Origin of the sequence: uncultured Fibrobacter sp. (assembly GCF_937877005.1) — a bacterium.
Classification (GTDB): domain Bacteria; phylum Fibrobacterota; class Fibrobacteria; order Fibrobacterales; family Fibrobacteraceae; genus Fibrobacter.
Genome location: NZ_CALEFV010000161.1, coordinates 36706 through 54484 on the forward strand (window position 1 = coordinate 36706; position 17779 = coordinate 54484).

General features: G+C 52.0%; 13 protein-coding genes. 2 read left to right on the forward strand and 11 right to left on the reverse strand.

The window, feature by feature from the left end; genetic code table 11:
- Nucleotides 1-64: 64 nt before the first annotated feature.
- From Q0628_RS07700 to Q0628_RS07720, 5 genes are all read right to left on the reverse strand, one after another.
- Nucleotides 65-1156, reverse strand: coding sequence for a hypothetical protein (locus Q0628_RS07700; RefSeq protein ID WP_298769762.1), 1092 nt, complete (start codon nucleotides 1154-1156; stop codon nucleotides 65-67).
- A gap of 35 nt (nucleotides 1157-1191) precedes the next feature.
- Nucleotides 1192-2268 (reverse strand): acyltransferase, encoded by a 1077-nt coding sequence (locus Q0628_RS07705; protein WP_298769763.1) that lies wholly within the window; start codon nucleotides 2266-2268, stop codon nucleotides 1192-1194.
- Nucleotides 2265-3110, reverse strand: a complete 846-nt coding sequence (locus Q0628_RS07710) for a BatD family protein (protein ID WP_298769765.1) — start codon at nucleotides 3108-3110, stop codon at nucleotides 2265-2267. The genes Q0628_RS07705 and Q0628_RS07710 overlap by 4 nt, the downstream gene beginning before the upstream one ends.
- A gap of 93 nt (nucleotides 3111-3203) precedes the next feature.
- Nucleotides 3204-4667: a glycosyl hydrolase family 8 gene (locus Q0628_RS07715; RefSeq protein WP_298769767.1), complete on the reverse strand. Its 1464-nt coding sequence runs from the start codon at nucleotides 4665-4667 to the stop codon at nucleotides 3204-3206.
- Between the two features lie 155 nt (nucleotides 4668-4822).
- Nucleotides 4823-5740, reverse strand: coding sequence for a T9SS type A sorting domain-containing protein (locus Q0628_RS07720; protein ID WP_298769769.1), 918 nt, complete (start codon nucleotides 5738-5740; stop codon nucleotides 4823-4825).
- 384 nt (nucleotides 5741-6124) lie between these two features.
- Between Q0628_RS07720 and Q0628_RS07725 the strand changes: the two genes are divergently transcribed.
- Nucleotides 6125-8335 (forward strand): cellulase family glycosylhydrolase, encoded by a 2211-nt coding sequence (locus Q0628_RS07725; RefSeq protein ID WP_298769771.1) that lies wholly within the window; start codon nucleotides 6125-6127, stop codon nucleotides 8333-8335.
- Between the two features lie 57 nt (nucleotides 8336-8392).
- Here the strand turns inward: Q0628_RS07725 and Q0628_RS07730 are convergent, their stop codons facing one another.
- Nucleotides 8393-8587, reverse strand: coding sequence for a hypothetical protein (locus tag Q0628_RS07730; protein WP_298769773.1), 195 nt, complete (start codon nucleotides 8585-8587; stop codon nucleotides 8393-8395).
- Nucleotides 8588-8623: 36 nt separating this feature from the next.
- On the opposite strand from Q0628_RS07730, the gene Q0628_RS07735 reads away from it, so the two are divergent.
- A complete protein-coding gene (locus Q0628_RS07735; protein ID WP_298769775.1) occupies nucleotides 8624-9685 on the forward strand; it encodes a hypothetical protein in 1062 nt (353 codons plus the stop codon).
- 47 nt (nucleotides 9686-9732) lie between these two features.
- Here the strand turns inward: Q0628_RS07735 and Q0628_RS07740 are convergent, their stop codons facing one another.
- From Q0628_RS07740 to Q0628_RS07760, 5 genes are all read right to left on the reverse strand, one after another.
- A complete protein-coding gene (locus Q0628_RS07740; protein ID WP_298769777.1) occupies nucleotides 9733-10791 on the reverse strand; it encodes a glycoside hydrolase family 18 protein in 1059 nt (352 codons plus the stop codon).
- 15 nt (nucleotides 10792-10806) lie between these two features.
- Nucleotides 10807-11730 carry a hypothetical protein gene (locus Q0628_RS07745; protein ID WP_298769779.1) on the reverse strand — a complete coding sequence of 308 codons (924 nt, stop codon included), beginning with the start codon at nucleotides 11728-11730 and terminating at the stop codon, nucleotides 10807-10809.
- A gap of 11 nt (nucleotides 11731-11741) precedes the next feature.
- Nucleotides 11742-13862 carry a hypothetical protein gene (locus tag Q0628_RS07750; RefSeq protein ID WP_298769781.1) on the reverse strand — a complete coding sequence of 707 codons (2121 nt, stop codon included), beginning with the start codon at nucleotides 13860-13862 and terminating at the stop codon, nucleotides 11742-11744.
- Nucleotides 13863-13877: 15 nt separating this feature from the next.
- Nucleotides 13878-16118: a hypothetical protein gene (locus Q0628_RS07755; RefSeq protein ID WP_298769783.1), complete on the reverse strand. Its 2241-nt coding sequence runs from the start codon at nucleotides 16116-16118 to the stop codon at nucleotides 13878-13880.
- Nucleotides 16119-16133: 15 nt separating this feature from the next.
- On the reverse strand, nucleotides 16134-17779 hold a 1646-nt coding region (locus tag Q0628_RS07760), incomplete at its 5' end, for a hypothetical protein (RefSeq protein WP_298769785.1).

The window sequence follows — 17779 nt, forward strand, 5'->3', positions numbered from 1 at the left end:
GAAACACACCAAGAACTTTCTCTTCCCTAAAAGAAAGGACGTGATTCAACTCGCGTCCTTTTTCTTATATATTCCATTTTGCACCGACCTTGAACTCCGTATAGGTACTCCTTTCCGGATAGCCGATTGTATATCCCGAAGGAAGGACATAGGCCTTGTAGAACTGCTCCACCCCGAGATACACTCCTAGAACACTCGGCATCCAGGAAACGGAGCAGGACCAGGATGCATTAAACTTCTGAACCTCTTCGTAGTCCGCGTCGGGACCATCTACGACAAAACCGTAAAACAGGTTCAGTTTTGCATCTATGGATATTTCCGTCTTGAACCGGTACGAGAAAGATGGCTTCAGGGATGGGCCGACCCATTTCAACCAGTAAGGATAGCTAACAGAATCTGCCTCGAAGCGTCCGCCTAAATAAATGGAACTTTTCCATCCATATTTGACATACCGATGCCAGGAAGCATAGACCGCCGTCGACAGGGGCCCCTCCGTATTTTCATAGGCCCACAAGGCGAGGCCTATTTTCTGCCTGTCAAAACGGGCGAGGTACTTTTCGAACCATGCATAAAAATCGGGCGCCCAATCCTCTCCATCCGCAAAGTTAATATTCGTACCGAGATCCAGGATCAACCCCGAGCCGACAAGGCTGTATGCTACGCCCATAGAAGCTTCCCAGGCGTTCGTATCCAGGGAGGGCATGTCATCCTTATCGATAAACCAGTCCCCCGCCATGTTGATTTCAAAGGAATGGTTCCAGTTTTTCGAATCGTACTCCGCAGAGACACTTACCGAAGAAGAAATTTCGCTTCCCGTTTCAGCTTCGGAAATGTCACTCCTCTTATAATGCAAGCCCATGAAGCCGATATTGCCATAAGTATGGAATTCCCAGGAGTCCGCAGGTTCTCCCTCCAGGGAATCCCCCCCGGACTCTCCAAGAACTTCACGATAATCATCAATAATTTCCTGTATTTCAGCCGTATAGGGTCCCGATACAGCAACCGCTTGCTCAAAGAGATTCAATGCACGGGGAATATCCCCTGCCTCTTCCGCCTTCAGGGCACGATAATAGAGTTCTTCCTGTGGCTGCGCCACCGCCATGGAGGACAAGAGAAGAATAACTATCGCAATATACCGGATTAAATGGCGTCCCATAAATCAAATACAAGAATAGAAAAAAAAGAAATCCGTCAGCCTTTCGAGCCCAATTTCTTTTCCGTTTTCGATCTTAGAAACCGGGAACACGGTTTTTCCACAAGTTCGTGCAAGACGACCGCCATGATACCGCAAAGAACCACCGACAGCACAATCCTTGATACATTGTCCCGGATACCCCATTGTAAAAACAGAAATTCCTCTATTTCGGTGTTGAATGTCTGCACTAGGAAAAACGCATACGAAACGGCACTCGCGTAGCGGAGAACCCTCGACCCCTGCAACCTGGGAGAACGAAGTTCCGACAGGGTCAACACCATGCAGGCAAACACGGGAACCGCAATCCAGTCATAAAGCATGTAGTTGCCAACAAAGAGATTCATGCGCACTGCCATGGAAACGCCCACGATCAGGACAAAAAGTTCAACGACGAACGCCGGCCACGAGCAAAGAAACTTAGGCCTAGAAGAAAGAGAACACAGAAGTACACCTATAAGGAATTCCAGTCCCCTGAAAAATGGATTTGAATAAATACCGTCTATCGAAAATGTACGAACGACGAGCGGAGCCCATAACAGAACGAAAACGCACAGCCCCATCGAGACCAGCTTCGCCTTCGTTCCCATCTGCTTGACGATTTCCTGCATCAGGGGAAACACGAGATAAGCTAGCAGCAAGCACGAAATAAACCAGGTTCCGCTATTATGGCTCACCTCGAACAAGGAAGAAAAGACAGACTGCAATCCCAAAAGTTCGATAGGCAAAAGAACAATATTCTGGAAGATGTTTTCCTGACCTAGAGTCAGGACATACAATACCGAAACCAGGTAATACAGGGGAATGATTCCGATTAGCCGTTTCAGATAGAATTTCTTGAGTGGCTCCGACTGAACTAGCGACTGTTCCCGATAGGTATAGAAGAGAACGTAACCCGAAAGCATGAAGAAGGCGGACATGAATATCGCGCCCATCGAAGCAAATCCCGTCAATGGACCGTAACTAAATCCGTGATGGATATTGCCATGAAACAGCAGCACCATGACAGCGGCCATGACACGGAACAAGTCCAAGCCCGCAGCACGCCGGGATATTTTCGCGGAATCAATAATCATACCGAATCGTCGTCTTCGGAAATTCCCATGAGCATCATGGCTCCTTTCCAGGTTTCCTTGTTTTCGAAACCATCGCGCTTGCCACCTCCGTAACGGGCGTGTGCAAACTCCTCGAGCAGAGCATCCCAGCCTTCGAGCTTACCGGATTTAGCCAAAGTTTCCAGGTTCACATCAGTCACGGGAAGACCGAACCTGCTTGCGGCATACTCCCTGCACACTCCTTCCAGTTCCAGGAGCCACTCGCGGCTGTCGGCAGAATTCACTCGCTGCTTGAGCACCAGCATCTGAGCCCGGAGAGCAGTCTCTGCGGCATTTTTGGCAGCAGCAGCCTTATGCGAGGCTGCGCGACGGCGAGCACGCCAAAGCCCCGCCAGCAGGACACACACGGCAACGGAAATTCCCACGGCTATCGGCAACGGATTAAATGGTTCATTGACACGCACGGGCACGCTTTCGCTACGCAGGTCGAGCGGTTGCCCCACCTGCGTCGGAATTTCGAACCGAAGCGCAGGAATGTTCAAATTTCCCGTATCCTGAGCTACAAGTTTGTACGTAAAAGTAATCGAGGCAATCTCGGCGCCGTCCCTGACGGACCTCGCCGACTCCTGCGAAACACCCAGCTGCGTCAGGCCCTTCGCGTTAGCCGAACCCGTAGGCACCACCAGAAGCGCACTTCCTTGCACATTCCAACTGACAGTCACCGGAAATTCAAAGGTATCTCCCACCGTAAGGGCGGGCATTCCTCCGTCAAAGCCGGCCTTAACCGAAATTCCCAACTGTTCCGGCGTCGGCATCGCCATCTCGGCCACGGTCGCCGTATCGGATAAAGAATCGTTTTCCATACCGCATGAATATACAAAAATCAAATCGAGCGCTGTTCAGAATACAAAAAGGTCCCGGAATTTCCGGGACCTCATTCCACAATTTTGTGAAAACTAGTACGGACGCTGGAAGCCACCATTCAGCATGGAACTGTACAATCCCAGCAGAATGTCGCTGAAGTAGCTTGTGGGCAGGTTGACGGATTCTTTCGTCGTATTCAGGAGGTTTGTACAAGCATCAAGCCAGCCTGCATTCGTTCCCATACCGGTTGCGCACCAGGCACCAAGCCAGTTGGCAGAAACCACTCCACCCGTACCCGGCTTGTCCGCCTTGGCGGGATCCCAGGAGTAGCTCGTAGAAAGAGCGTCGATGTTAGAAGGATCGTTGCCGGACTTGGCGACAATGAACTCGTTCAGCTTGGAAAGCACCTTAAGGGCCCTTTCATCCTGATACCAGTAGTAGTCCCATGCGATTCTCCACGGAATGCGAACAGATTCCTTGTTGAACGTATGCCATGTATAGGTTTTTTCGTTTCTTCCGGCAGAGTTGTTGGGCGGATTGGCAGCAACACCCGTCCCGTCACTCCAGTCGGGGAACACGCCCGTGCCCGCAGTCTGCACCTTGTCCATGTAGACATACATGGCATCCAGGACTCCCTGCCAGTTGTGAGACGGATCCACGACAGCAAATAGACGCAGAGCGACCGGAGAGAAGTAACTCAGGTTGTACACCGGATTATTGAGCTTCCAGATATTCTGGTCACCCGAATAGATGAGCAAGTTTTCCGGATTGATTTCAAGATCCCAGATTGCAGAGGCAATCGACACGGCATCATCCAAGAACGCCTGGTTCTTGGTCTTGTAATACATCAGGATAAGGGCCGTTGCGATATCCAGGTCCGCATCGGTTGCGCTGGAAAGGTCCACATCTTCCCAAGAGAAGCTGCGCGTAATCCACGGAGTCAGGCGAATCTTGTTATACGCCCTAAAGCCCCTGGAGTAGTTCCACAGGCGAATAAACGTGTCGGAGTCGTCGTTGAAATAGGCGAGGAGCATGCCATAGCCGATACCTTCGGACACGGTGCAGGCGCGGAACTTCATCGACGGCTCGGTCGTCCCATCATCACTGCAGTGATCCTTATACCCCGTGCTACCCTGGTTCGACCACACTACGCGGCCAGCCGGAACATATTCTGCAGTAAAGACATCCTTCGTGAAATCAGCAGCGATGTCGACATAGTAGGTAGATTCCGTTTCCATCGTGACAAAGTGATACGACTTCCAGGAAGCGTATATATTGCCCGGCATGGCGGCATTCGCCGTAGACGGCAACGCAACCGGAGAAACAAAAGGAGTTGCCGGATCGGTCTGGCCCGGGTCAGTCTGACCGGGGTCTGTCTGGCCCGGATCTGTCTGGCCGGGATCGGTCTGACCCGGATCCGTCTGACCGGGGTCTGTCTGGCCCGGATCAGCAGGATTATCAGCATTGGAGGAAGTAGAGTCATCTCCACATGCAGAAAAATTCAGCGCGAGTCCCAAAAGAAGGGGGATGGTTGCGGGGAACAAAAACTTCTTCATATGTAACCTCGTTAAAAATCCCTATAAATATACATTCAATTTTGATTTTCCGAAAAAAGGCAACAAAAAAAAAGGATTAAACGTAATCCTCATCAAACAAAAGGGCCGCTATGGAAACCATAGCAGCCCTTTCGAATTCGTTTACCGAAGTTGAATTACTTCAGCATGATCTGCTGAGAAAGACCAGCAGCACGAACCATGTAGACACCAGCCTGGAGCTTGGAGAGGTCCATGGAGCTCACGGAGGAAGCAGCCATGACAACCTGGCCCTGGAGGTTCACGATTTCAGCCTTGGCAAGGGTCTTGCCGAAGGAGAGGGTACGGCCAGAGAGCTGAGCCTTCAGAGAAGACTGGAGAGCCTTTGCACCGATAGAGGCGACAGCACCAGGAGCCTTACAGCCACCCTGGTAAGCACCGACGGAGGCAATGTTGAAGCTACCGGTAGAACCGGTCTTGGCCTGAATCTTGAACTTGATAGAAGCGATACCGGTGGTGGCTTCAGACATGGAAATCTTTTCAGAAGCCCAGCTCGGCTGTGCAAAGTCAGCCCAAGCAGCGTCCACGACAGCACCCGTCGCAGCAGCCTTCAGAGTTACAGACGGGTTAGCATAACCGATGGCGGCATCCTTTTCGTCACCGAGGCCGAGTTCGAGAGAAGCCTTCGTGTCAACGGAGTAACCGATGCAAACGCCACCCATAGCGGTCGCGTCAACGGGGATAGCAGCGCCACCTTCATCGGCACCACCCACGTTGAAACCAATACCCACGAACGGGTCATAAGTGATGGTACCAGCGTCAAGAGTATAGGTACCGCAGACACCACCGCAAGCGGCCACGACCGGAGCCATGGAACCTTCGTCCCATTCGTCACCCTTCGGGACCTTCCAAGTCACGGAAGACTTGCCGTCCGGACCGTCGTTATAGTCATACCAGTAACCGGAGTTGTCTTCGGCGTTAACACCAAGTTCAGTCATGACCTGCTGTTCACCTTCGGAACCATACCAGGTAATGAAGCCAAAGGAAGCCGAAGCGGCTGCGAGGCCAGTAATAGCTGTAAGAATTTTCTTGTTCATAATTCTCTCTCTTTTTTGTTATGCCCATTAGGGCGGTTTGCACCATAATATATCTTTTTTTTCGAGCAATAGGGAAAATTTTTTTCTTTTTTTTTCATTTTGTTGTTTTTGGGCCTTACAGCCAATTCCGTTTACATAATTTTACAAAAGTGCTTTTACCAAATTTCGTTCTCTCTGTTGCTTTCGTCACACTTTCGCAACGCAACTTTTTTATTACCATATAAAAAAGCCCCTTCGCGCCGAATAAAATTATTTTTTAGCAGAATTGTCCCTAGTTCTCGCCCGTATACATATTATTATATGGGGACTGAGCGCTGGGAGCCATTTTTTATTAGGTTTTCTACATAGAACCAAAGGGATTGCGGTTTTATAAAGGTGCACAATATGAAAATAAGCAAACTACTCCCCTGCGCACTCGCGCTTGCGGCTATTCCCGCATTCGCAAGCGCCGCAGATGCAGTCGCCAAGCGAATCGGTCCGGTCAGCTACTATGGCGCGCTCCACACTAGCGGCGGCAAAATTATCGGATCCAAGAACAACCAGGAAGCTGTCCTACGCGGCATGAGCCTGTTCTGGTCCGACGCGACAGGTCTCCCCTACTACAACAAGACCGTCATTTCATGGGCGACCGAAAATCTGAAAATGGACGTCTTCCGTTTCGCCATGGGTATTACTTATTACGATAGCGATGGCGGCACGTCGAACAAGCTGGACGAATCCTATTCTTACTCAGGTGCCCCCGAAGGCTATACGGGCGTTATCGACCAGATGGTCGAAGCGGCTATCGAGAACGACATCTACATTATTCTCGACTGGCACAGCCACCGCGCCGACTACGAAACCGAAATTGCAAAGAAATTCTTTGCCCAGGTGGCCGAAAAGTACAAGGACGTTCCGAACGTCATTTTCGAAATTTTCAACGAACCGAGACAGAACCAGGCTTGGAGCTCCATTACAGGTTATGCGGGGCAGGTCATTCCGGGTATCCGCAATCATACCAAGAACCTGGTGCTTGTCGGGACCCCGAGCTGGTCGCAGCTGGACCAATACGGTGGCGTGAGCGGCGAAAACATCGGCTACGTGTTCCACTTCTACGCAGGCACGCATTCGACCAATACCTATAGCAGCAGAATTACCCAGGCAAAGAGCAGCGGCAGTCCCGTGTTCATCACCGAATGGGGAACCGTGAATGCAGATGGAGCGGGCAACGCCGATCAAAGCAGCACCAACAGCTGGATGACCTTCATGGACAACAACAACATCAGCAACTGCAACTGGAGCCTGCGTCATACTCAGAGCGCCTACTCCAAGGACGGCAAGGTGGAAACTTCCGCCATCTTTGACGGCACCGAAAACCTGAATACGGTAGCCCTCCTCAACGGAGCCACCTATAGCGAATCGGGTAAGCTCGTCAAGGCCTACCTCCAGAAGCACGCACGCACCTGGGCCGACTCGCTTGTCAAGGGCAAGAACACCGGCTCCTGCGCATTCAAGACAACGACCGTCAAGGAAACCGACGGAACGGCACCCGGCGTACTCAAGTCCGGCTGTACCTATGTTTCCAGCAACGAGTCTGTCGCAACGCCGTCGGGTAGCGACATCGTCATCGGCAAGGCAGGCTTTGCCATCCTGACCGGTAGCGACAATTCCCAGTCCGTAATTGTCGTCTCGGAAGTTCCCAAGCAGACCGTGCCCAACCTGCAGGAAAAGCTCACCTGTAGTTACTCCGGCGACTGCAGCAACAACAGAGCCCTGAAATTCTCCGGTGGCGAATACAAGGAATGGATCCTGACCAGCGCCGAAAACAACAAGACCCTGGAAGGCGCCACCTATACGCTCACCTCGCTGAACCCGGACATCGTTTCCGTCAAGACGGCAACATGTACCGCAAGCGGCTGCATTGCCTCGCAGAAGGGCAAGCAGCAGATCATGTTTGAATTCAGGAACTTCGGCGAAGCCAAGATCGTGGCTACTGCACCGGCCGTCAATGGATTCGCCGCCCTGAACGATACCGTTACCGTCGTCTGGAACAAGTCTCCTGCAAAGCTTGCCAATACCTTCAAGAACGTGACCATCGCCCTCGGCGGCGTAGCGGAAAAGCTGTTGCCGGACACCACGACTGCAGGCGCCAAGATAACCTACACCTTTAATGACAGCCCCACATCGCCGTACGTGACTCAGCAGGGCAACAACCTTGTTGCAGGCAACCAGAACGCGATCGTCAAGGTGACTGCCACCGCTCCCGAAACGGACTTCACCAGGGCACTAGAAAGGTCCATTGTCGTAGTCGTGGGAGACAGCACTCAGGCCGTCAACAAGGAAGAATACAACATCGCCCACATCTTCAAGACTGCTCCGACTCTCCCACTGCGCGCATCTATCGCGGGCAACATGCTGAGCATCGGATCTCAAAATGCAGGCGACATCACGGTCGACGTGTTCTCCGTTAACGGACAGACTATCATGAGCAAGACTCTCCGCAGCGAAGAAAACGCATCGGTGTCGCTCGCAGGGCTCCCGACCGGATCCTACCTCATCTCGATCAGGCAGGGTATCAGGCAGCTGAACATCAGGTGGAGCAAGTCCGCCAGATAGTTCTAGCCTATCGGAAAATTCAAAAGCCGGGTAACCCGGCTTTTCTTTTTTTTATTTCTACCGCAAAAAGTTCATTTCTACCAGAAATCGATAGAAGCAAAGCGCAGATACGCCCAAGATAAACAGCAATACGATGACAAACTGAATAGGGTGTTCGCGAAAATCGTAATCCACCTTGCCGTACGAAAAACGTCCGCGCACAATAGCACTAATGAAGAGTGCCAGGAAAAGAACTGCCAGCAAAAGAGCCATACGGAATGAATATAGAAATTTTCTATCATTGAGAACATGGAAAGATCTCAGGTAATCGTGCATCCCTACGACATGTCGCAACCGGACTGGGTCCGCTGCGTCATGCCATTCCTCCAGCTTATCGGAAACAAGGACTACAAATTCACGCCCTCCATCACGCAAATCATCTGCAATAACAAGGAGGCGCTCAAGCAGACCAAGGCTGTCATACTGCAAAAGCCGACGGCACCGGGACGAGCTCAAATTGCATTGTACTACTACCAGCTGAAAAAGGAATGCGGATTCAAGCTCGTCACCGACATGGACGACCTGCTGTGGGAACTCCCGCCGATCATCGCAGAACATGCAAAGCATATAGAAAATCATGACCAAAAGATGCTCACGAGCCTCAAGCAGGTGCTACGCGTATTCGACACGGTAGTCTGTTCCACGCGCTACCTCGCGGGCCGCATCAAGTCCGATCTCGGCGTAAACGCAGTCGTGATGCCGAACGGAATTTCAAGATCGCTTTTTGGGCTGAATCAGAGAACGTCCGCTTTTTCCGGAGTCCCTAAAGTCATGTACGCAGGAAGCCTGGGCCATTTTGCCGATGGTATCAAGGGAGACCTGGACGGTCCATGGATTCCATGGATCCGCAAGCATGTCGCCGACGGAAGCATCGACTTCTACATTTTCGGCGAACCGGATTTTCTGAAAGACCTCGAAGGAAAGTACACGAAGATTCCTTACACGAACTTCTTGCCGTACGCATCAACTGCGGCGAATTTCAAACCGGACTTTTTCCTGGCACCGCTCGCAAACAACAATTTCAACAAGGCTAAGAGCGATCTTAAACTCAAGGAAGCCGCAGCACTCGGAGCAGTCTTCATCGGTAGCGACTTCGCGAACAGCCCTTACAGCTATGCCCCCAAGGAGCAGCTCGTAGGGATAGATGCCTCTGTAGACGACCTCGAAGTCATCTTTAAAAACCTCTGCGAGCCGAACCACTACATGCAGGCTATCAACTGGCAATATCAGGCGCTTGAGGAAAAGCACTGGGCCCATGAAGACCCGGAATACCAGAAAAAATTTATCGCCACCTATCTCGGACTAGATTAAAAAAGCACCCCTTCGGGGTGCCTTTCATTTTCAATTTCGTCTGGCGACTACTTTTTCTTGGAAACCTTGTAGTTCACCTCGGGACGAAGTTCCAGGCCAATCGTCACCAAAAGGGAAACAATCGGTTCGTGGTGGTCCTGGGAAAGATCATAGACGGCGACTCCGGCCATGCCTTCGCTCTTGACCTGCTGTGCAACAGCCTTGACAGAAGGAATACCCATGAACACGATGGTCTCGGATTCGCTCACGGCCACTTCGGACTTGGAGGATTCATCGAAAGTCACCTTGTATTCCGGGGAATCGAACTTGCCCATCAATTCGGCATAGGTCACGTATCCTTCGTTACCGCTACCTGTACCCTGGTGAGAGGTTCCAAGGCCCTTGGCTCCGCTCCAGGTCTTACCGTAAAGGAACACGATCGGGACAAGCAGGTCGGCATTCACGCCGGCTTCCTTCACCTTGGAAAGAGTCTCGTCGATGGATGTGGCGCTCTGGTTAGGAACCACTTCGGAAGATTCTTCGGTCATCAGGTCTGACATGAACACGTCCACATAGGCAAGACGGTTCAAAGCATCGGCCTTGTAGACTTCCATTCCGGCGGACGGATAGACGACTGCAGTGACCGTCGAACCGGAAAGTCCATCAGCCAAGGCATTGAGCATCTTGGCGTGAGCTTCGGAATCATCGGCAGTCATGTTCTGCCAATCGAGTTCGACACCATCGCCGCCCTTTTCGGAAAGCCAGCTGCTCAAGTTCGAAACGAATGTCGACAGAAGCTCGTCAGAAGAGGCGATTGCCTTGAGATTACCTTCATTTTCCATGCCGCCCACAGAAACAATCAGCTTCACGCTGTTTTCCTTGGACATCTGGACGAGCGTCTTGAAATTTTCGGCATCGTTTTCATCGGCAAAGGCGACCGAGCCATCTTCACCGGCGGCCAGTCCCACATAGTGGATGTCCGTTACGGTATTGTAGCGGATGTCCTTCGGGTAGAACTGAGAATACTGGCTCCAGTAGGTGTAGAAACCTACAACCTTGTCGGCTGCAGCCTGGGCCGTAACGGCGGCACCAAGAGCAAGAGTAAAAACAATCGACTTGATATTCATATACTATTCCTCGCCCTACTTGATTTCCCTAGCAACGCCATTGTCGTCGCAATAGAGCTTTTTAACAGGATAAACTTCGGTCTGCACCGGATTGGACTTTTCGGCTTCCGTGCAGAAGCGATATGCCCAGCCATAATCTCTACCGTACATGACGAACTGGTAGCTGATCGCAAACGTATCGACAGGAACGGCGCGCAGAGAATCGTAATCGGCAGAAATGCCAATCAGGTTCAGCTGCTTAGCCATCTTGATATGGTCTCCGGAAAGACCACCGGCAACTTCTTCCGTCTTCACCTCAATGTTTTCGCCCACCGTGTCAAGAACAATAGAATTGCCCTTCAGCTTATAAGGCTTGCCTTCACCGACTTCAGAAGTGAAAGCAGAGGCTGCGTCAAGGGTAGAATCCGTGAAGCCCTCAACAGCCGTAATCGCCCCGCTGGAATCCCGGGAAATGGAACCCGTCATCGAGGAATCACCCTTGATGGCAAAATACACAACCAGGGTGTCTTCGCCGACAAGCACAAGCTTGCGTTGTATGGTTATCGGAGTCTTGACCGTATCCGTCTTGACGGACGGCTGCCAGCTGAGTTCCCAGCTTTCTTCGGTAAACCCGCCAAAGTAGGGATCCGTCAGGAGGCCATGGAGCATTTCCGTATTCTCCAGGAATTCCGCTTCGTCCGTTTCCTTCAAAGCCTTGAAAGCAGCGGTAGCTTCTTCGCCGGCCTTCTTTGCTTCCGCTTCCAGGTTGGCATTATAAAGCGTCACGTAATCCCTATACTGCACGCGAGCGAGCTCGGGATGAATGGCCATGTAGTCCGCACTGCGGAAATCGGCAGGAAGGTTGCCTTCCAGCGCTTCTTCATCGTCAACGGCCATGGAGGAGCAACCGACAATAGCCGAGGCAACCGCAACAGAGAATAAAATCTTAAACTTTTTCATTGCACTACCTCTTAGAAGTTCACCGTTACATCGGCGATAATCACGTTCTTGTCAATCGAAAGTTCGTCTGCGACAGGGGCTCCTTCCTCATTAAACGTATTGAAGGCAACCTTGTCAGTCAGCAAGCCATACTGGAGAGACAGGTAAGAATTAGGTGCGATCTTGAGCTTCGGACCGACCAGAATCAGGCTTTCTTCGGCCTTCGTCACACCGGCAATAACGGGAACCCCGAATTCGCGGGTGGACTGCTGGAAACCACCAAGGAGAGCCAGGGGACCAATCACGTCCACGTCAATGCCCGCCATGATGCGGTCGTTCTTGCGCTTGAGCCATTCGCTCTCTTCGCTATGGTCATAGGAACCCTGCAACTTGATTGTGCGGCCAAGATCCACGAAGCGACCGATATCGACACCGAGACCGGCAGCATAACGCGTGTACTTGTTTTCGTTTTCCACCGTGGCGCTCTGAGTCATCATGGAGAAGAGCACGTTCAGTTCGACGGCATCGTTCCAGGAGAGGTCCAGATTTACACCGACACCCTTGCGGTCGGGAGTCGCAATTCCGTTAGGCAGAGCCATATCGCTCGTCGGATCGAGCTGGAACAGGGCCGCAGCCATTTCGGTACGCTTCAGGACATCGGCGTTGTAACCGTTACGGTAGAAGTGCGCATTCTTGTAGTTGTTGTACAGGCGAGTATACAGGTAGCCCGATTCCTTCTCGTCGCTCAAGGCGTTCTTGGAATAGGAAGTCATCAGGTTCGTCGCGTTCAGCGGATTGGAATTGTACACGGCGAGATACATGTTTTCGAGACTTGCCATGCCGAACTGGCTAACGAGATCGGTATAAGTGGCATTGCTGTAAAGAGCATTGGAGTTCAGGATCACCGAGCCGCCACGATAGACAGGGCTGGAGGCCATTTCGCTCCAGAACTTTTCGTCGTTCTGCAGGTACATCACCTTCAAGGATCCGTCGATCTTTGCCACATTGAAATTCACGTAAGGTTCGACATAGAATGCCTTGCCATCCGCATCTTCCAATTCTTCGTATACGACGTAGTTTTCGTTCTTTTCAAGCTTCTTGACATAAACGAACGAAGTATCGGCCGGATTCAAAATGGCCGGATCGCTCTTTGTCTTGTATTCGTTCAAACCATACTGAGCCACCTTGCGGGTATCCATGCGATCCATGGCAAGTTCCCACCAGCTCATGGCATATTCGCCGTTGAAGCCGAAGCTGAACGGGGAATCCTTGAGGATACTCTTCGAATCGAATCCAATTTCCGCAGAAAGGACATTGTTGTCATCATAGTAGACGGAGTCTTCCGGCTCGATGGCACGAGACCTGCGGCTCAGGAAGCGGTCGAACACGCCCGTATAGTTCACGCCCAAATGAGCGCCATAGGCGTCGGCACCGAGGCGAAGGCCGTAGAAGTAGCGGTCAGTCCAGTCGAAGTCGAAGAACACCTGATCGAGTTTCTTCGGAGCGTTACGCATGCGGGCGCCAGTCGCCTGAGCATGAACATCATCGAACACGCCAAGCTTTCCGCTATGGAAATCCACATTGAGACCCTGCATCAGACGACGACTCGTCGTATCCAGGTTACGCTGAGCCAGCGTCTCGACACGCTTCTGGGCAAATATTTCCGGTTCCTGAAGCAGTTTCTGCTGCGGGGTATAGAGCGTATAAGGCGTATAGCCAACGCGCATGTAACCCAAGTTGAAATCCAGGTGCTTGTTCAGGATCGAGCCATCGTAGCTGAACCAGTGACCAATCACCGGATTGTTGTTTTCGTCATAAGCGCTCTGCCAATCCTTGTGCAGGCGAAGCTGAACGGTCACCTGCGTTTCGGAGCTCGGACGAGCCGTAAGGACCAGGTTAGCATCCGTGTAGGCCTGGTTTTCTTGCGTCGGAGAATCATCACTAAACTGGTCGGACTTCGCCATGGACATGAGGGCGCCAGCCTTGACCGTTCCGTTGAGCTTGAGGCCAAGGACCGCGGCATTCAAGGAATCCAGCTTTTGCAACAAGGAGGTTTGCTGCTGTTCTACACCATCGCCTTCAGCGAAAGCGGTCACAGCGGAGAACAGGACGGCAGAAGCAAGACCGAAAGAAATTTTCTTATTAAACATCATATTCATACCCTCCCATTAAAATTCCACGTTAATGGAGGCTTCAAGAAGCATCTGCGAGAACTCGTGCTTAAAGTTCCCTGACGCATCCTTATTGACATCGTAGTAATCCGGCAAGGTTATGGCACCCGCTGCAGAACCCGCTGCAACAACTGCAGACGTGTTATACTCGTTTTCGACATTGATCATGCCGAAGTTGACGGCAAGCCAGGTATTCGCGGCGATGTTGTAGTCAAGCCCCACCATCCACTGCATCTGCTTGCTATTGGTAAGCGGAGCGAGAGCGGTAAACATATTCGCCTGTTCATACTTGGAATCGATCATCTGGAATCCGGCATTGATACCGAGACGCGGCAGATACTGCACGTACAGTCCCGCATTAATGAAGTCAGACTGCAGCTTGAAGGACTGGTCAACTCCCGTAACGGCCGGATCGGTATCGACAGTGCGTTCGGAGTGCTTGTAGGAGCCGGAAATTTCAAGCGGCTTCGAGAAGCCAACAATCTTGAATACATCGACCTTGGCGCCACCGCCGAATTCCATGAACGAGGCTTCCTTGAAGCCCTCGATCGGCTTGACCTGCTGGAACATGCCAATCAAGCCCTGCACTTCGGCAAAGTCCTTGAAGTTAGCGATAAGGTTTCCACGGCCACCGACGCGGTTCGATGTTGCAAGGCCATTGGGCAGGGACAGCTGGAAAGCCGGGTCAGAGAGCAACTCGAGCAGGGCCAACTGGCTGCGGGTATAAACATTAGTCGTCCAGGAGTTCTTGTTGTAGTTGGCAATGTTATAGCTATTGATATCGCTATTGGCAATGCCATTGTCATCGGTACCGAGTGCGGTAGAGACCGGACTGAACTTAGGTGCAAAATTGTAGAGAGCGTCGAAGGAGGAATAGAGCGGAGAATGGACGCCGTACTTGACCGTCTGTCCATCCTTTTCGGAGTTCAGGATGCGCTGAGCGAAGAACTTCGGCGACTGGGCCAGGTTGTTGAACCAGTTGCTGTCATTGAAGATCACGTCTACGGCAAGCTTCACGCCCCAGGCATCCGCCTTGTAACCCACGTTGGCATTGACAAGCATGGCCATACCGTCGAGAGACTGTTCCGACCATTCCTTGATTTCGAGGTAGTTTTCGCCATCGTCGTTCTGGGCAAGAACCGGAGCACCGGCCTCGTCGAGGACGGGATTTCCCTCGGCATCGAGTTCGTACGCATAGTCATACGTTGCGGAGTAGACCTTGTCGTTGGAAATCGCAAGTTCACCCATCACGTCGAGGATCAGGCTCTTGCTTCCGATCAGAGCGCCAACATCGGCACCGATACGGCCGCTAACCACCATAGTCTTCTGCGGCTTTAATTCGTAGGGGTTGATATCTTCGCGTACATACGGAGAGTTCAAGTCATTCTCAGGATGACGATACGTGTAGGAGTAGCTGTCTTCGTTGTCGAAGATGTACATCGGAGTTGCACCGATATAGAGGTTCCTGTTCATGGGCAGCAATTCAAAGTTGCCCGCCACGAGGAACTTATCCATATTGGAGGCCTGCGTAGAACCCGGAAGCGTTTCGCTCGGAAGGATGTTGCCTTCGGCACCGGTCAGGTCAAGGACTGCGGTGCGGTTAATTCTTGCAAACATCGCTTCGGCACGGATTTCACCGAACATTTCGTTCAGGTTGTGGCGGAACTGGACGTTCGCACCCTGAAGGTTACGCTGATTGCCATCGATCAGCTGCTCATGTTCGGCCATGTAGCGCTTGCGGGCAAAGATCTGCGGTTCATACATGATGTCGATACCGGGCAGGAACAACGTCAGCGGAGAGTACTGCTGACGGAAATCACCCACGACCCAGTAGAAGGAATTGTCGATATTGCCTTCGACATTGAGCCACGGAACCGAGACCGTCTTGGCGGCAGCGGCAAAGTATTCCTGCATGCCTGCTCCCAAACGGAGCATCGCATTGGCGCGAACGTTTTCCCAAGGACGGAAACCGAAATTGATGTCCGCCGTGACAAACTCGTCCTTTTCCACATTCGGCATCTTGTTGAGGCCGGACGGGTCGGCGTCAGGAGCATCGAATCTGGACGTCTGAGCGACAGCCCGGATGCTACCGGTGATTTCAACACCGCGTTCGGCATTGATCGTATCAACCTTACTTTCAAGCAGTTCCTGATTTTCAGCTACGGAGGCAGCCGAAGCAGCCACGGAGGCGGCGAGGATCGCAGCAAAAGTCTTATTCATATTCATAATCTTTTTCATCTTCAGCACCCCCTATTAGAACCAAGCCTTGGCTTCGGCTGCGATATAATGAGAATGCCAATCATTATCCGACAAGACTTCGTCGGAATGAGTCATCCACTTGTAGCGAACATGCAGACCCGCACGGTCGGCAAAGTCCCAATCGAAACCAATACCAATTGCGGTTTCGAGATAGTTGATCGGGGCCTTTTCGTAGTAAGTCGTATTGTAGCGATTGACCAGGGTCGAAGTCTGAGCCACGTTGGAAGTGATAACGGTAGACCTGTAAGCCTTGTCGGAACGGAAGGTTTCCATACCGAGGATACCCACCATGTGGAAGGTCGGCGTCACGGCAACGGCCGGTTCAAACTGTCCGTAGAAGCTCCACAGGAGCATGTCGGACTGGGATTCGCTGTAGGCAATCGGAGCAATCGTTGTCGAGAGGCCCGAGATGGCCGCATAGCCGGTCATCATGATCGTACGGTCGGTGCCGAACCAGCCACCGATATCGTAGCCGCCCATGAAGGAGAGGTAAGAAGACCACTTGGTATGCGAGGGAACTTCGCCAGAAGCAATCTGTTCTGCACTTTCGTATGCAACGAAGCCTTCCCACATTTCCCAGGTTCCACCATAGAGACCACCGGCCTGACGGTACTGCTTGATACCATCACCAGCGGAAGCATGAACACCCGTGCGGGCCAGATAGGCGGCACCGGAAGCGTTACCGGAGTCGGCGATAAAGAGCGGCTTGTGCTTGGTCCAGGAGTTGGAACCTTCCCACATGTTACGTCCATTCAGACGGTAGTTGAAGAAGAGCATGTCCTGACCGTCTTCAATCTGACGATGCAGGCCGTATTGCAAGTCGAAGTAGCCACGATTGAACGTCGGTTCCAACTTGAAGTTAAGACCGGCCATGTTCGGGCTGTAGCGGAGAGAGCCACCATTCAGGTAGGCTTCGTCCTTGCGCCAGCCATTGAAGCGGGACGGGTTGCTGAGAGAATACGGAGAATAGAAATCCTTGGGCAGGTAGATCGCTTCGACCGTGATGGGCCAGCCTTCGATATACTTGGCCTGAGCCTTCAAATAGACACCAATCTGCGGGGTATTCGTGCTAGATTCCGTTGCATCCGAAATAAAGCCGCTGCTCGCGTTGGCCGGATTGTAACTGGCGGCATCTTCCGTCTGGAAGAACTTGACGGAGTCCGTCACGTTCACGGCCACATCGGTCATCAAGTAGAGTTTCGGAGTAATGTTACCCTTCAAGTCGATAGAGGCCACATGGTTGTTGAGAATCGTAGGACCGACATCGCTAAAGAGAACCCATGCCTTACGGAATTCATCTTCATAGATGATTTCGTTGTCGAAAACGACACCCATGTAGTTAACACCGAGCGTTAAGTTGTCCGCAATCTTTTCCTTGGCGATACGGCCATGGTAGATGGAACCGCGGAAATCGTAGGTACCGGACATTTCAAGTTCGCCGGGCTGGCCGCCATACATACGCAGACCGTCGCGGGTACCGATATCGGCATCGGCCGGCTGCGATACGAGGAACTGAGCCTTCATGTTGAACGGGAGCTGGTAGACATTAGCAAACACGCCACCGAAGCTACGGTTGGTCCAGAAGGCACGGCCACCTTCCTTAACCGGCTTAAAGACCTTTTCCTTATAGTAAGTGGAAA

Excerpts from the sequence above, each read along its gene's own strand:
- Q0628_RS07700 (WP_298769762.1), bottom strand. The coding sequence starts at position 1,156 with ATGGGACGCCATTTAATCCGGTATATTGCGATAGTTATTCTTCTCTTG.
- Q0628_RS07715 (WP_298769767.1), bottom strand. The coding sequence starts at position 4,667 with ATGAAGAAGTTTTTGTTCCCCGCAACCATCCCCCTTCTTTTGGGACTC.
- Q0628_RS07740 (WP_298769777.1), bottom strand. The coding sequence starts at position 10,791 with ATGAATATCAAGTCGATTGTTTTTACTCTTGCTCTTGGTGCCGCCGTT.
- Q0628_RS07755 (WP_298769783.1), bottom strand. The coding sequence starts at position 16,118 with ATGAAAAAGATTATGAATATGAATAAGACTTTTGCTGCGATCCTCGCC.
- Q0628_RS07725 (WP_298769771.1), top strand. The coding sequence starts at position 6,125 with ATGAAAATAAGCAAACTACTCCCCTGCGCACTCGCGCTTGCGGCTATT.
- Q0628_RS07750 (WP_298769781.1), bottom strand. The coding sequence starts at position 13,862 with ATGATGTTTAATAAGAAAATTTCTTTCGGTCTTGCTTCTGCCGTCCTG.
- Q0628_RS07705 (WP_298769763.1), bottom strand. The coding sequence starts at position 2,268 with ATGATTATTGATTCCGCGAAAATATCCCGGCGTGCTGCGGGCTTGGAC.
- Q0628_RS07720 (WP_298769769.1), bottom strand. The coding sequence starts at position 5,740 with ATGAACAAGAAAATTCTTACAGCTATTACTGGCCTCGCAGCCGCTTCG.
- Q0628_RS07710 (WP_298769765.1), bottom strand. The coding sequence starts at position 3,110 with ATGGAAAACGATTCTTTATCCGATACGGCGACCGTGGCCGAGATGGCG.
- Q0628_RS07745 (WP_298769779.1), bottom strand. The coding sequence starts at position 11,730 with ATGAAAAAGTTTAAGATTTTATTCTCTGTTGCGGTTGCCTCGGCTATT.
- Q0628_RS07735 (WP_298769775.1), top strand. The coding sequence starts at position 8,624 with ATGGAAAGATCTCAGGTAATCGTGCATCCCTACGACATGTCGCAACCG.
- Q0628_RS07730 (WP_298769773.1), bottom strand. The coding sequence starts at position 8,587 with ATGGCTCTTTTGCTGGCAGTTCTTTTCCTGGCACTCTTCATTAGTGCT.